This is a genomic window from Litorivita pollutaquae (genome assembly GCF_003205515.1).
Classification (GTDB): Bacteria; Pseudomonadota; Alphaproteobacteria; order Rhodobacterales; family Rhodobacteraceae; genus Litorivita; species Litorivita pollutaquae.
In genome coordinates, this window is record NZ_KZ826482.1 from 160,035 (window position 1) to 175,433 (window position 15,399).

13 protein-coding genes are annotated in these 15,399 nt (G+C 57.4%); 6 read left to right on the forward strand and 7 right to left on the reverse strand.

From position 1 onward, the window contains the following. The first annotated feature begins 121 nt into the window (after nt 1-121). The 4 genes from DI396_RS04700 (at nt 122) to DI396_RS04715 (ending at nt 4,416) form a co-directional block, all read left to right on the forward strand. A complete protein-coding gene (locus tag DI396_RS04700) occupies nt 122-1,741 on the forward strand; it encodes a L,D-transpeptidase family protein (protein WP_110795035.1) in 1,620 nt (539 codons plus the stop codon). A gap of 33 nt (nt 1,742-1,774) precedes the next feature. After that, on the forward strand, nt 1,775-2,875 hold the full coding sequence (locus tag DI396_RS04705; RefSeq protein WP_204362803.1) for a UDP-3-O-(3-hydroxymyristoyl)glucosamine N-acyltransferase: 1,101 nt from the start codon (nt 1,775-1,777) through the stop codon (nt 2,873-2,875). Between the two features lie 75 nt (nt 2,876-2,950). Further along, entirely contained in the window at nt 2,951-3,208 is a 258-nt protein-coding gene (locus DI396_RS04710) for an acyl carrier protein (protein WP_110795037.1), read from the forward strand. Then, the gene (locus DI396_RS04715) at nt 3,205-4,416 is read left to right on the forward strand and encodes a beta-ketoacyl-[acyl-carrier-protein] synthase family protein (protein ID WP_110795038.1); all 1,212 of its coding nucleotides are present in this window, start codon (nt 3,205-3,207) and stop codon (nt 4,414-4,416) included. Before DI396_RS04710 ends, DI396_RS04715 begins: the two co-directional genes overlap by 4 nt. A gap of 88 nt (nt 4,417-4,504) precedes the next feature. Here the strand turns inward: DI396_RS04715 and DI396_RS04720 are convergent, their stop codons facing one another. Continuing rightward, nucleotides 4,505-5,128 carry an invasion associated locus B family protein gene (locus tag DI396_RS04720; protein WP_110795039.1) on the reverse strand — a complete coding sequence of 208 codons (624 nt, stop codon included), beginning with the start codon at nt 5,126-5,128 and terminating at the stop codon, nt 4,505-4,507. A 597-nt stretch (nt 5,129-5,725) separates the two neighbouring features. Here DI396_RS04720 and DI396_RS04725 point away from each other — a divergent pair. Beyond that, nucleotides 5,726-7,276: a helicase HerA-like domain-containing protein gene (locus tag DI396_RS04725; protein WP_110795040.1), complete on the forward strand. Its 1,551-nt coding sequence runs from the start codon at nt 5,726-5,728 to the stop codon at nt 7,274-7,276. 82 nt (nt 7,277-7,358) lie between these two features. Here the strand turns inward: DI396_RS04725 and DI396_RS04730 are convergent, their stop codons facing one another. The 6 genes from DI396_RS04730 to DI396_RS04755 form a co-directional block, all read right to left on the reverse strand. Beyond that, on the reverse strand, nt 7,359-8,669 hold the full coding sequence (locus tag DI396_RS04730; RefSeq protein ID WP_407936296.1) for a branched-chain amino acid ABC transporter permease: 1,311 nt from the start codon (nt 8,667-8,669) through the stop codon (nt 7,359-7,361). Then, complete coding sequence (locus tag DI396_RS04735; protein ID WP_110795041.1) at nt 8,666-9,676, reverse strand: branched-chain amino acid ABC transporter permease; 1,011 nt, start codon at nt 9,674-9,676, stop codon at nt 8,666-8,668. Before DI396_RS04735 ends, DI396_RS04730 begins: the two co-directional genes overlap by 4 nt. A 2-nt stretch (nt 9,677-9,678) precedes the next feature. Further along, complete coding sequence (locus DI396_RS04740; protein ID WP_110795042.1) at nt 9,679-10,407, reverse strand: ABC transporter ATP-binding protein; 729 nt, start codon at nt 10,405-10,407, stop codon at nt 9,679-9,681. Continuing rightward, entirely contained in the window at nt 10,404-11,183 is a 780-nt protein-coding gene (locus DI396_RS04745; protein ID WP_110795366.1) for an ABC transporter ATP-binding protein, read from the reverse strand. The genes DI396_RS04740 and DI396_RS04745 overlap by 4 nt, the downstream gene beginning before the upstream one ends. A gap of 91 nt (nt 11,184-11,274) precedes the next feature. Beyond that, nucleotides 11,275-12,471: an ABC transporter substrate-binding protein gene (locus DI396_RS04750; RefSeq protein WP_110795043.1), complete on the reverse strand. Its 1,197-nt coding sequence runs from the start codon at nt 12,469-12,471 to the stop codon at nt 11,275-11,277. A 227-nt stretch (nt 12,472-12,698) separates the two neighbouring features. Next, nucleotides 12,699-13,703, reverse strand: a complete 1,005-nt coding sequence (locus DI396_RS04755; RefSeq protein WP_110795044.1) for a GlxA family transcriptional regulator — start codon at nt 13,701-13,703, stop codon at nt 12,699-12,701. Nucleotides 13,704-13,928: 225 nt separating this feature from the next. On the opposite strand from DI396_RS04755, the gene DI396_RS04760 reads away from it, so the two are divergent. Next, nucleotides 13,929-15,299 carry a class II 3-deoxy-7-phosphoheptulonate synthase gene (locus tag DI396_RS04760; protein WP_110795045.1) on the forward strand — a complete coding sequence of 457 codons (1,371 nt, stop codon included), beginning with the start codon at nt 13,929-13,931 and terminating at the stop codon, nt 15,297-15,299. Nucleotides 15,300-15,399: the final 100 nt, after the last annotated feature.

Here is a 15,399-nt window from a genome sequence, read left to right on the forward strand (position 1 = left end):
GGTCGCGCCCTGCCGGTAGTTATCCAGATGGACAAAATGTGAATGGACAAATACGGCCAAGTTGCAGAAACACATACTACATATAGATTTACGCGCGCAGAAAATTCTTGGGAGTTAGAGTATGTCTTTGGCATATCGTGGCGGAGCAATCCGGTCATTTTTCGCAATTATGGCGATGGTCTTGGGGCTTTTGACCCACGCCGCACCCGCCACGGCACAGGTGACCGCCTTTAAACAGGCCATCGCGGAATCCGCATCGAACGATCGCGATCTGGCCGCCTTTTACAAAGCCAACGATTACAAACCTCTGTGGATCGGGTCGGGCGGGCGGTTCAGCAATCGCCGCAATGCTCTCTTCCGCGCCATAAAAAGCGCCGATGACCACGGATTGCCAGGCAGCCGCTATAAGGGCGACGAACTGAAAGCCTTGGTGAAAACCGCCAAATCCCCGCGTGATCGCGGGCGCTTGGAAGTCGAATTTTCCCGCCGTTTCCTTGATCTGGCCACCTCGATGCAAACCGGCACCTTGGTGCCCAAACGCGTGATCTCAGAAATCAAACGTGACGTGCCCCTGCGCGACCGCAGCTCCTATTTGGTGAATTTCGCCAAAAGCTCGCCTGCGGGGTTCTTCCGCGCCTTGCCTCCCAAAAGCCCCGAATACACCCGCCTGATGAAAGCCAAAATGACCCTCGAACGTCAGCTTGGCAAAGGCGGGTGGGGGCCAACTGTCCCGGCAAAGTCTCTCAAACCCGGCGCATCGGGTCCGGCGGTGGTCGCCCTGCGCAACCGATTGATCGCCATGGGGTATCTGCGCCGCAGCGCCTCGCAAACCTATGACGCCGATTTGCAAAAAGCCGTGCAGCGGTTTCAGGGGGACAATGGATTGTCCGCTGATGGCGTCGCCGGTGCGGGCACGATGGCCGAACTCAACAAAGGTGTGGATGACCGTTTGCGCGCGGTGATCGTCGCGATGGAGCGCGAACGTTGGATGAACCTGCCACAGGGGCGCGGAAAACGTCATATCCTCGTCAATCTGACCGATTTCACCGCCCGTATCATCGACAACAACCGCGAAACATTCCGCACCCGTTCCGTGATCGGTGCAACCGACCGGGATCGCCGCAGTCCTGAATTCTCCGATGTGATGGAATTCATGGTGATCAACCCGACATGGAATGTGCCGCGCTCGATCACCGTCAAGGAATACCTGCCGATGCTCAAGCGGAACCCCAATGCAGCGGGACATCTGCGCATTGTCGATGCGCGCGGCCGCACCGTCAGCCGCAGCGCGGTGAACTTCAATTCCTACACCGCGAAAACCTTCCCGTTCAACCTCAAGCAACCGCCTTCGGACGGCAACGCATTGGGGTTGGTGAAGTTCATGTTCCCGAACAAATATAACATCTATCTGCATGACACGCCGTCCAAAAGCCTGTTCAATCGTGAAGTGCGCGCGTTCAGCCATGGCTGTATCCGGCTCGCGGACCCGTTTGATTTTGCCTATGCGCTTCTGGCCAAACAGACCAATGATCCCAAAGGCGTCTTTCATGCACATTTGAAAACCGGTCAGGAATCGGTGGTGCCCCTCGAAGAACCGGTGCCGGTGCATTTGATTTACCGCACCGCCTTCACCACGGCGAAGGGCGGCGTAGAATACCGCCGCGATATCTACGGGCGCGATGCGACCATCTGGAAGGCACTGGCGCGCGAAGGGGTGGCGTTGCGCGCGGTGGGCGGCTAAACATTCCGCAAGGATGCGGGAGAACGGCCAATGATTTCCTATACGGTAGGACAGATTGCTGAGGCGCTGGGGGCGAAAGCCTTTGGCGCCTTGGATATTGTGATCACCGGCACTGCGGAACCACAAGATGCAAGCGCGACGACGCTGGCCCTCGCCATGAGCCCGAAATACGCCGAACACCTTGCCCATGGCGACGCCCGCGCGGCGATGCTTTGGGAAGGGGCGGATTTCGCGGCTTTGGGCTTGGAGGCAGCCATCATCGCCCCGCGGCCACGGTTTGCGATGTCGGGCCTATCGGCGATGCTGGATGCGGGGCAGGGGTTCGACGCGGGGCATCATGCCTCGGCGGTGATCGACCCAAGCGCCGAGATCGGTGAAGACGTGCGCATCGGACCGCTTTGCGTCATCGCCAAAGGCGCGCGCATCGGCGCGGGCAGCGTTTTGGGTCCGCAGTGCCATATCGGTTGGGATGCCGAAATTGGCGAAGGCGCATATCTGCGCGAGGGCGTCAGCATTGGTGCGCGGGTCCGTATTGGTGCGCGCTTTATCGCCCAACCGGGGGCCCGCATCGGCGGCGACGGATTTTCCTTTGTCACGCCAGAGCCCAGCCATATCGAGGCGGTGCGCGATAGCCTTGGCGCGGATCAAACCGCCACCCAATCCGCCGGACAATCCTATGCCCGCATCCACAGCCTCGGCACGGTCGAAATTGGCGATGACGTCGAAATCGGCGCAAGCGCCTGTATTGACAATGGCACCGTGCGCGCCACCCGCATCGGCAATGGCGTCAAGATCGATAACCTCGCGCAGATCGGCCATAATGTCGTCGTCGGCGATGATTGTTTGATCTGCGCACAGGTCGGCATCGCCGGATCAACCCGTTTGGGCCGCGCCGTGGTTTTGGGCGGTCAAACCGGCGTCTCCGACAACCTGTTTATCGGTGATGGCGCGGTGACCGGCGGGGCGACCAAAGTGCTCGCCAATGTGCCCGCAGGGCGCGTCATGTTGGGGTATCCAGCAATGAAAATGGACAACCATATCGAAACCTACAAAGCCCTGCGCCGATTGCCCCGCATGATGCGTGAATTTGCCACGATTAAGAAATTGGTTTCCAAGAGCGGCGTGAACGACTAAATCTTGCGCGACCTTTCGGACCCAGCAGTGGGCCCCACACGACGGCCCCACCGGACCCTATGAAAAGAGGCCTCCATGGATATTAAAAACACAGTGATCGGCATCATCGCAGAGCAAGCGGTTCTCGAACCCAACGATGTCAAAATGGACAGCACATTAGAAAGCCTCGGCATCGACAGTCTTGGCCTTGTGGAAAGCATTTTCGCCATTGAAGAAGCCTTTGACATCACCGTTCCCTTTAACGCCAATGACCCAAGCGAGAGCGATTTTGATATCTCCTCTGTGGCCTCGATTGTCGCGGGCATCGAGAAATTGGTGAAAGAACAATCGTGAATCGGGTCGTCATCACCGGCGCAGGAACGATCAATGCGCTCGGGCACAACGTGCCGCAAACCCTGGAGGCCATGCGCGAGGGGCAGTGCGGCATTGGCCCATTGGAGTTTCGCGATGTTGATCGTCTGGCCATCACCATCGGTGGTCAGGTCAAGGGATTTGAAGCCGAAGGCCGGTTCAACCGTCAGCAAATCGCGCTCTATGATAGGTTCACCCAATTCACGCTTGAGGCAGCCAAAGAGGCGATTGGCCAATCGGGGTTGGAATTCGTCGGCGATTTGGCGGCGCGCTCGGGTGTCGTGTTTGGCACGGCGGGCGGCGGCGTGTCCACTTGGGATGACAATTACCGCGCCGTTTATGAAGAGGGTAAAAACCGCGTGCATCCTTTCGTGGTGCCCAAATTGATGAACAATTCGGCGGCCAGCCACGTCAGCATGGAATACAACCTCAAAGGCCCGAGCTTCACCGTCTCGACCGCCTGCGCCAGCTCCAACCACGCCATGGCCCAAGCCTTCATGATGGTGCGCTCGGGCATGGCACCGGCGATGGTCACCGGCGGATCGGAAAGCATGCTGTGCTTTGGCGGGGTCAAAGCATGGGAAGGCCTCCGGGTGATGAGCCGCGACGCCTGCCGGCCGTTCTCGGCCAACCGCAATGGCATGGTTCAAGGCGAAGGCGCGGGCGTCTTTGTCTTTGAAGAACTGGAGCACGCCAAAAAGCGCGGCGCAGAGATTTTGGCCGAAGTGATCGGATATTCGATGTCCTCGGATGCCTCCGATATTGTCATGCCGTCCAAACAGGGCGCCGCCCGCGCAATCAGCGGCGCAATGAAAGACGCGGGCGTCAATCCCGAACAAGTCGGCTATATCAACGCCCACGGCACCGGCACAGCGGCCAATGACAAAACCGAATGTGCGGCCGTGGCCGATGCCTTTGGTCCCCATGCGGATAATTTGATGATCTCATCAACCAAATCCATGCATGGCCATTTGATCGGTGGCACGGGCGCGGTGGAATTGCTGGCCTGTATCATGGCGCTGCGCGACGGGGTGATTGCGCCGACCATCGGCTATGAAGAACCCGATCCCGAATGCGCCCTCGACGCGGTGCCCAATGTGGCGCGCGAAACAAAGGTCGAAGTAGCCTTGTCGAATGCGTTTGCCTTCGGCGGGTTGAACGCGGTTCTGGCTCTGCGTAAAGCACCTTAAGAACACGGCATAAACCACAGTAAAAAAAACCGCCGCATCCTTCATAGGTCCGGCGGTTCTTTTTGTGTTCGGTTTGTCGGCGGGATTCTTACTGCGCGACGACCGACGCTTTGTCATATCCGGCAGTGAAACCGGTCAGGGACAGGTCCAAAGTGATCTTTTGATCCGGGGCCACAAACGGCACCAAGGTCACATTGGCTTTGGCGCCCTTTTTAAATTGTGCGATATCCTCGGGGGTCAGGCCGATCCGCGCATAGCATCCGATTTTATTGCAGAAGGAATAGGGGTAAACCTTGGCTTTGCTGCCATCCACCGAAATGCGCAATTGCGCCGTCAACAAGGTTTCGAGCGGCACAACCACCGTCGCACCGGCCACGGCCTTGCCCCCTTCGGGCAGGCGGAACAGGCTGATTTCAGCCACAGCATTGCCCGTCTCATCTTTCAGAAGCTGATAGATGTGGCAGGGATCATCGTCGGATTTCGCATCGGCCTTCGGGAAGCACTGCAAACGCCAATCACCGACCTCCTCCTTGGTATAGGGGCCCGCAGGTGCCTCTTCTTGCCCAACGACCAAACCGCCATCGGCGGTGCCTTCATTGGCCTCTGCGGCGGGCGCAGAATCAGCAGGCGCAGCCGTATCGGCGGATTGGGCAAAAGCCGTGGAGGCCGCCAGCAGAGCAGCAAGAGAAAGACTGGTGAGAAGTTTGGGCATAGATGTCCCCATCTGTTAATACAATTCCCCGACTACCTAACATGGGGCCAAAGCGCTGTCAGGAGCAAAATACCGCGCGGCACGATCGCAAAGGCAGGAATTCGCCAATCCAAACGCCGGCACGCCGCGTTGACAGGGGGGCTTGGCAGTGCTCAACCAGAATACGGCACATTAAACCAAGATGAAGTGTGAGAGGTAACCTATTGGATAAACGTAGAAAAAGGAGCCCGAAAGCTCCCTTTTCACTTTTTCCCTGTCGAACTGGCCGACTTATTATCTACTCCACGCTAGGCGCAGATCAGGAGTCCGTCAATAAAGAATTGCCGTGAATGCGTTGCGGCGCGCAAATCCATCGGATGGGCGGCCCATCTGCATATAATTCCGGCGCAGCAGCTCGCCTGCTGAACAACCGGCCCGATTTGGCGCACCGGTGATAAGAAAAAAGGGCCGCACCAATGCGGCGCGGCCAGTCTGACAGGGAGGAAGTAGTTCAAGATCAAGGAGGACATGCGACCTCGAACAGGGTTTAGACTGGCGTAAATAGGTTAAGGTTGTATTTTCAATGCGACGACTGGTTGCGACAAAGGGGCATTATCCGTGGACAATAGTATTTTCATCGGCGGCGGCGGGCCGGATTATGGCGAAAAACAGGGGCTCAGCCTGAAATACGCCAACCGGCACGGGCTGATCGCCGGTGCCACGGGGACGGGCAAAACCGTCACATTGCAAATCCTCGCCGAAGGGTTTTCCGCCGCCGGCGTGCCGGTCTTCCTATCGGACGTCAAAGGCGACCTCTCCGGCCTTGCCGCCGCAGGCGATCCCAATCACAAGCTCCACACCTCGTTCTCGGAGCGCGCGGCAACAATCGGGTTTGATGATTACAGTTACGATCGTTTTCCCGTGACGTTTTGGGATCTGTTCGGAGCCTCTGGCCATCCGGTGCGCACGACAGTCGCGGAAATGGGGCCGCTTTTGCTCAGCCGACTGTTGGAATTGTCCGAAGCGCAGGAGGGTATTTTAAACATCGCTTTCCGCCTGTCGGACGAACAGGGCCTGCCGCTTCTGGATCTTAAAGATCTGCAATCACTGTTGGTGTGGACCGGCAAAAACCGCGCCGATCTGTCGCTACGCTACGGTAATATTTCGGTGCAATCCATTGGCGCAATCCAACGACGGTTGCTTGTGTTGGAAAATCAAGGCGGCGCCAAACTGTTTGGCGAACCGGCGCTGGATCTGCACGACATGATGCAATGCGATCCGTCGGGGCGCGGCTACATCAACATCCTTGCCGCCGACCAATTGATGGGTGCGCCACGTCTATACGCGACCTTCCTGTTGTGGCTCTTGTCGGAACTTTTCGAAGAACTGCCCGAGGTCGGCGATCCGGACAAACCCAAATTGGTCTTTTTCTTTGACGAGGCGCACCTGTTGTTTGACGACGCGCCAAAGGCATTGACAGATAAAGTCGAGCAAGTCGCGCGGCTGATCCGCTCCAAAGGCGTCGGGGTATATTTCATTACACAAAACCCCGCCGATGTTCCCGAAGACATTTTGGGGCAGCTTGGCAACCGGTTCCAACATGCTCTGCGCGCCTTTACCGCCAAGGACCGTAAGGAATTGCGCATGGCCGCCGAAACCTACCGCGACAACCCGCGTTTCGATACCGAAGAAGCGATCCGTGAAGTCGGTGTCGGCGAAGCGGTGACCTCGATGCTGCAAAAAAAGGGCATCCCCGGAGTGGTCGAACGTACGCTCATTCGCCCGCCCAGTTCGCAACTTGGACCGATCGGTCCAGAGGCGCGTAAAGCTGTGATGGCCGCATCCCCCGTTGCCGGAAAATACGAGGCTATGGTGGATCGTCGTTCGGCGCATGAGGTATTGGCAGAGCGGGCCGACGCCGCCGCCAAAGCCGCAGCAGAGGCTGAAGCCAAGGAAGAAGAAGCGGCCACCGCCGAACGCGAGTATCGCGCAGGGCGGCGTTATTCCGGCAGCCGGGTGGAAAAATCCAGCGCGCGCAGCAAACGTAGCAATTCGCGTGGTGATACCTTTGGAGAAAAGCTCGGAAAAAATATCGTCAAGGAATTGACCGGCACCACGGGTCGCCGCATCGTGCGCGGCATACTCGGAAGCTTGTTCAAAGGCCGCTAGACCATTCGGTCCACAAACAGGGAACGCGATAAAAAAACGCCCTCCGGCACGCAGCAAGAGGGCGTTTGTTATTTATAAGGTTCTATTCCTCTGGGATCAAACCACGTGGGCTGAAGCGTAAAACAAGCAGCAAAATCAAACCCATGGTCAACAATCGCATATGCGCTGCGCTGTCCAATAGATGTGATTTCAATGCGGATCCATCCGCCATGCCGGCCGTGATCAGACCCAATAGGAAATGCCCCATGGGTTCGACTTGAACCCACAGAAACCAAATCAGCATCCCGCCCAAAATCGAGCCCAAATTGTTGCCTGACCCGCCAACAATCACCATCACCCAAATCAAAAAGGTGTAGCGCAAAGGTTGGTAGGATCCCGGGGTCAATTGCCCGTCCAATGTGGTCATCATCGCACCGGCAATGCCGCAAACCGCAGAGCCAAGGATAAACACCTGTAGATGTCGCGCGGTGACATCTTTGCCCATCGCGTTGGCCGCGACCTCATTGTCACGAATGGCCCGCATCATCCGGCCCCACGGGCTATGCAAAGCGCGCTGTGCCATCCAAAACAAGATCAATAGCACCACTGTAAATAGGGCCATATAACCGAGTTTGACATAGAGCGTCGATGCGGTGACCGGATCGATCCCGAGGTTCGCCGCGCTTGCAACGAACGCCGGATCACTTTGCAAATCCACCTCATAGGGCACCGGGCGCGGCAGGCCGATCACGTTCTTCACACCGCGCGCCAACCAGTCTTCGTTTTTCATCACCGCAATAATGATCTCGGCAATCCCGAGTGTTGCAATCGCCAAATAGTCAGACCGCAAACCCAAAGCAGTTTTCCCGATTAGCCAAGCCGCACCTGCGGCCAAAACACCCCCCATTGGCCAAGCTAACAGAACCGGAAGCCCAAGCCCGCCAAGGTATCCGGTCGCCGCCGGATTAACCGCTTCGACAGCCGCCACACCGCCGTCAAAGACAAAGCGAAACAAGAAAAACCCACCGACCAAAATCACCAAAAGAGCCGCCGTGCGTGTGCGTGATTTCTGCATGTGTTTGAAAGTTATAACGGCCAAAGTTAATGTCGCCGCGCCAAGCGCCAGCCCGGCAAGAATACGCAATCCGCCGGCGCTCCATGCTTCGGCCACCGGCGGCATCGAGGTCAGCACCGTCGCCAACCCGCCAAGTGCCAAAAACCCGACGACCCCGACATTAAACAGCCCGGCAAACCCCCATTGCAGATTAACGCCAAGCGCCATCACCGCAGAGACCAACCCCATATTGACGATCAACAAGGCCGAATTCCAGCTTTGCAAAAATCCGGTTCCAAGGATCGCCACAGCGACCAGGCCGAACAAGAACGGCGCGCGATATTTCGACATCTGGTTCATACAGATTTCCCCGCGAACAGGCCCGTAGGCCGGAAAAGGAGCACGATCAGCAAGATCACAAAACTGACCGCAAATTTATAATCGGTAGAGAGGAGTTGTACGAGACCCGTGGGTTCCAACCCCTCTGGCAGAAGGTAAACCAAAACCTTTTTCCATGCATAGGTCACGGTGACCTCGGAAAAGGCGATGACGAACCCGCCCGCAATTGCCCCCAAAGGCGAGCCAAGCCCGCCGACAATCGCAGCCGCGAAAATCGGCAGAAGCAATTGGAAATAAGTGAAAGGTTTGAAGGACTTATCCAGACCATATAATGTGCCCGCGATGGTCGCCAAAGCCGCAACAATGATCCATGTGATCATCACCACACGTTCGGGATTGATCCCCGACAAGAGCGCCAGATCCTCATTATCGGAATAGGCCCGCATCGATTTGCCCGACCGCGTATGGGTCAAAAACCAATAGAGCCATGCCACGACGATCACCGCCGTCAGCACCGTCAGACCTTGGGAGGTTTTAATCACCAAACCTTCGTCGAGTCCCGTCATCTTTTTGAAATCACGGGCCGAAAGGATCAAACGCGCCCCATCGCCAAAGCGCTGGTCATCAACGCCAATGATAAACCGCACCAACCCGTTCAACACGAACATCACCCCCATGGAGACGATGACGAGGATCACGGGTTTGGCCTTTTGCGCACGATAAAACCGGTAGACCAATCGGTCTGTTCCCAAAACAAGGGCGGCGCAAATCGCGATTCCAAAGGGCAGCGCGAGAAGGGCGGTCGGCAAGGGCGCAATCGAAACGCCCATCGCCTGAAACGCCCAGGTCACCATCACCACAGCCATCGTGCCAAAGGCCATCGTATCGCCATGGGCGAAATTCGAGAACCGCAAGATGCCGTAGATCAAGGTCACCCCAAGCGCGCCAAGCGCCAGCTGGCTGCCATAGGCCATCGCGGGGACCACGACGTAATTGGAAAGCGCCACAACGGCGTTGAGAAAATCCATATCTAGCCTCCCAGAAAGCTTTTGCGCACGTTTTCGTCCGCCAGAAGGTCTTTGCCGGTGCCGGTATGGGCATTGGCGCCCTGCACCAGAACATAGGCTTTGTCCGCGATTTCAAGAGCTTGTCGGGCGTTTTGTTCAACCATGAGCACCGGCAATCCGGTGCGTGCCACTTCGATGATGCGGTCAAACAATTCATCCATCACGATCGGGGAAACCCCTGCGGTCGGCTCGTCGAGCATCAAAACCTTGGGCTGGGTCATCAACGCGCGGCCCACGGCCACCTGTTGCCGTTGCCCGCCGGACAATTCGCCCGCCGGTTGGCGGCGCTTGTCCTTCAGGATCGGGAAAAGGTCATAGACCTGTGCCATCGTATCCGAAAAATCATCGCGGCGAATAAACGCGCCCATTTCAAGGTTCTCCTCGACGGTCATCGAGGTGAAAATATTACTGGTTTGCGGCACGAATCCCATGCCTTTGGCCACGCGCTCTTGCGGGCTGAGACGGGTGATATCTTCGCCATCCAACCGGACCATGCCTTTGCGCAGGTCAAGCATGCCAAACACCGCCTTCATTGCGGTGGATTTCCCCGCGCCATTGGGGCCGACGATGACGGCAATTTCGCCCGGATCAACTGCGATGGTGCAATCATGCAAAATATCGGGGCCGGATTTGCCATAGCCACCGGTCATATGTTCACCGATGAGAAAGGGGGCATTATTGGACCCGCTCATGCCAACATTTCCTTATTTTTCAACCCGGTACCGAGATAGGCTTCGATCACCTGCTCGTTGGCCTTGATCTCGTCCAATGTGCCTTGGGCCAACACCTTGCCCTCGGCCATGCAGATCACCGGATCGCAAAGCCGGCCGATGAAATCCATATCGTGTTCGATCACCACAAAGGTATAGCCGCGCTCTTTGTTGAGACGGATAATCGCATCGCCAATAGTGTTGAGCAGGGTGCGGTTTACGCCGGCGCCCACCTCGTCGAGAAAAACGATTTTGGCGTCGACCATCATGGTGCGGCCCAGCTCGAGAAGCTTTTTCTGCCCGCCGGAAATTTGTCCGGCTTTTTGTTCGGCCAAATGGGAAATCGTTAGAAATTCAAGTACTTCATCGGCTTTGGCGCGCAGGGCACGTTCCTCATCCGCGATGCGTTTGCGTCCGAACCATGTGTTCCACAGCACCTCACCGGCTTGTCCGCCCGGCACCATCATCAGGTTCTCGCGACAGGACATCGAGGCAAACTCATGTGCGATTTGAAAGGTCCGAAGCAAACCTTTGTGGAACAGCGCATGCGGGGGCAGGCCGGTGATGTCCAGATCCCCCATAGTCACACGGCCCGACGTCGGTTTAAGAACGCCCGCGATCACGTTGAAAAGTGTGGTTTTTCCTGCGCCATTCGGGCCGATAAGGCCGGTGATAGACCCCGGTTCAATTGTCAGGCTGGCGCCGTCAACGGCATGAAAACCGCCGAAATGTTTGTGCAGGTTCTCGACCCTGATCATATCCGTCCCCAAAAGATGCGTTTGCCGCATTCGTATGACATGGAAAAGCGGCCCGTATGAGGACGGGCCGCTCGTGTTCATTTGCTAGGGATTAGCGATAGGCCACGGTGGTCAACTTGCCACCCTCGACCAATATCTCTTTATAGGATCCAGCGCTTTCGCCGCCGCCAATGAATTCAACCGCTGTCGCGCCGACGTAGTCCACTTCGCCGCCGTCTGCGATGATTTCTAGCGCTTTGGCCAATTCACCAGGATATATTTTTTCGCCGGGGGCATTGGCAACACCCATGATTTTCCCTGCATAATCAGCAGATTCAACGGATCCTGCCGCTTGCATCGCCAGCAGCATCAACGCCGCCGCATCATAGCTCTCGCCGACATAGGGACCTTCGCCGTTGAAGCCCGCAGCCGTCGCCATTTCAAGGATCTTCGATGCGCCTGCGCTTTCCGTGCCTGGAACTGTGCCGATGGATCCGTCGATGTCGGACCCGAAGGTGTCTTCGAGTGCGGCGCCGATCATGCCATCGGGCAGAACAAATGTATCAAACGCACCGCTGTCGAGCGAGGCGCGGATGATACCGGGACCGCCTTGATCCACATAGCCTGCAACCACAAGCGCATCACCGCCCGCAGAGGCCAACGCGCCGACTTCGGCGGAGTAATCCGCTTTGCCATCTTCATGTGCGGCCGTTCCGGTCACGGTGCCGCCCGCGGCCGTATAAGCGGATGAAAAGCTGTCCGCGAGACCTTTGCCGTAATCGTTATTGGTGTAGGTCACTGCCACGGAGTTGAGACCTTTTTCGATCAAGAGATCGGCCAGAACCTGTCCCTGACGGGCATCCGATGGCGAGGTGCGAAAGAACATGCCGGCATCTTCGACATCCGACAAAGCCGGAGACGTCGCCGAGGGCGAGATCATCACAACGCCGTTCGGCATCGCAACAGAGGCCAAAATCGCGCCGGTCACGCCGGAGCAATCGGCGCCCATGATGCCCTTGACCCCCTCGGAGGTGATCAGCCGTTCGGCAGCGGATGTGGCCGCAGCGGCGTCAACGCATGTGCTGTCGGCGCGCACCGGTGTAACGGTCTTGCCATCAAGCAGTTTGCCACTGTCGGAAACTTCTTTCATCGCCATTTCGGCCGATGCGGCCATCGAAGGTGTGAGCGATTCAATCGGGCCGGTGAACCCGAGGATCACGCCAAGCTTCACATCATTTGCGTGGCTCTCGGCCGATGCCGATCCTGCGATCAAGGCCGTCGCGGCGCTTGCCATAAGCAGCTTTTTCATATGTCTAACTCCCATGTTGGAACGATAAGTCCGCTGAGAATCCTATTGCGGAACTTTTAGAATGGAAAGCACAGAGTTCCCCTGCGGCGTAACGGAAGCTACAGCTTGCGCCTGACGGGAATAAATTCAACGCATACGCCCAAAATGCAACCTTTTGGCACAGGGCAGGCACCGCAAAGCGCCGCAAATCATCGAGTGGACCAAACGGTCCACCCGAGAAGAGACACCTATTGTTGATCCGGCGGCCCTTTGATTCCGCGTTCCCGGTAGGGCGTGGTTTCATATTGCGCGCGATAGCATTTGGAGAAATGCGATGGCGAGGTAAACCCGCAAGCCAAAGCGACATTGATCACGGTCATATCGGTTTGCATCAAAAGGTTACGGGCTTTTTGCAATCGCAACTCCATATAATACCGCTTCGGGCTGCGATTGAGATACCTGCGGAACAACCGCTCCAATTGCCGCGTCGACAACCCCACATCCATCGCCAGATCGGCGGGGCTTACCGGCTCTTCGATATTGCCTTCCATCCGCAAAATCACCGCTGCCAATTTCGGGTGCCGCACGCCAATGCGCGTCGGAACCGACAGCCGTTGCGTATCGCTATCGGTGCGGATCGAGGAATAAATCAATTGATCCGCCACATCATTGGCCAATCCGGCCCCGTGATCCGTGCCAATCAACTGCAACATCAAATCGATCGACGCGGTCCCACCGGCGCAGGTGATGCGATTGCCATCGACCACAAACACCGAACGGGTCAGCTGCACATCCTCAAACTCTTCTGCAAAACTGTCCTGGTTCTCCCAATGGATTGTCGCGCGTTTCCCATCCAAAAGGCCCGCCTTTGCAAGCACATAGGCCCCGGTGCACAATCCGCCGATCACAACACCCTTGCGTGCTTCGCGGCGCAACCAGCCCAGCAACCGCTTACTGGCGGCGGCTTGAACCTGTGTGCCACCACAAATCAGAACCCGATCGCCACGCTCCAGATCGACCAGATCATCATCGGCCTGAAACGCCGCACCGGACGAGGACACCACAAGCCCGCCACCGTCGCAGGCCAGGCGCCATTCGTACAACGGCGCGTTGGCCATCCGGTTCACCACGCGCAAACATTCCAATGCCGATGCAAAGGGCATCAATGTGAATTGATCCAAAAGCACAAAAACAAACCGCTGCCGCGCCGCAGGGGCGGGCAGGGCGGCGGCGGGGGAAAGGGGCTCTGCCATTGGTCACATCCCTAAGGCAACATCATTCATGCGGCGGCGCATATCGAAGATCGTCAATCACAAGGGCGCAAATGTTAGCGCAGGTCAATCCCTGCAATTGCCCTATGGCCTCTTAGGGCGTGGTTTTGTATAGGTTGGGCTTGATATTGAGCGCTACGGGCCAAAACCACCCGCAGCATAGAAGAGCAGCGCGCGGCACGTCCTGCGCGAGACCGGAGTACGACGATGAGCGATTGGCAAAAAACCGACTGGCGGAACAAACCCCGGGTTCAGATGCCGGACTATCTGGATCAAGACGCGCTGAAGGCCGTCGAGGCCCAACTGTCCAAATATCCGCCTCTCGTATTTGCGGGCGAATCCAGACGGTTAAAAGCGCAGCTTGGTGCCGCAGCACGCGGCGAGGCCTTCTTGCTTCAAGGCGGCGATTGCGCCGAAAGCTTTGAACAATTCAGCGCCGACGGCATCCGCGACACTTTCAAAGTGATGTTGCAAATGGCGATGGTTCTGACCTTTGGCGCCAAAGTGCCGGTGGTCAAAGTCGGCCGCATGGCGGGGCAATTTGCCAAACCGCGCAGCGCCCCGACCGAGGTGGTCGATGGCGTCGAATTGCCAAGCTACCGCGGCGACATCATCAACGAATTGGATTTCACCTCGGCGGCGCGCATCCCCGACCCGAAAAAAATGTTGCAAGCCTACACACAGGCGGCGGCGACCTTGAACCTGTTGCGTGCCTTTTCGACGGGCGGCTACGCCGATGTGCATCAGGTCCACGCGTGGACATTGGGCTTTACCGAAGGCGAAAAGGCGGCAAAATACCGCGAAATGGCCAACCGGATTTCCGACACATTGGATTTCATGAAGGCCGCCGGCGTAAATTCGGCCAGCTCCTCGGCGCTGCATACGGTCAGCTTTTACACCTCACATGAGGCGCTTTTGCTGGAGTATGAAGAGGCGCTCACCCGCCGCGACAGCACCTCGGGCAATTGGCTTGCCGGATCGGGGCATATGGTTTGGATCGGCGACCGGACACGCCAACCCGATGGCGCGCATGTTGAATATTGCCGCGGCGTGATGAACCCGATTGGGTTGAAATGCGGCCCGTCGATGACCGCCGAAGACCTTAAGGTGTTGATGGCCAAATTGAACCCTGAAAACGAAGCCGGTCGTTTGACATTGATCGCGCGGTTTGGCGCGGGATCCGTTGGCGAACACCTGCCGCGTTTGATCAAAACCGTGCAAGAAGAGGGGGCCAATGTGCTTTGGACCTGTGATCCGATGCATGGCAATACGATCAAATCCTCGACCGGATATAAAACTCGTCCGTTTGACAGCGTGCTGCGCGAAGTGCGTGAATTCTTCGCCGTGCATAATGCCGAAGGCACCGTGCCGGGCGGCGTGCATTTCGAGATGACCGGCCAAGACGTGACCGAATGCACCGGCGGCGTGCGCGCGGTCAGCGAAGAGAACCTGTCGGATCGCTACCACACCGCATGTGATCCAAGGCTCAACGCCTCGCAATCTCTGGAACTGGCCTTCCTCGTGGCCGAGGAACTATCAAACCGCCGCGATGCGGATATGGAAAGCAAAGCCGGATAAGCCAGCGGGCGCGGCCTGACATGACATAAGCTTCGCTTGATACGGCGTTGAAACAAAATAAAAAGCGCGGGGCTGGAGCCTCGCGCTTTTTCCTAATCCG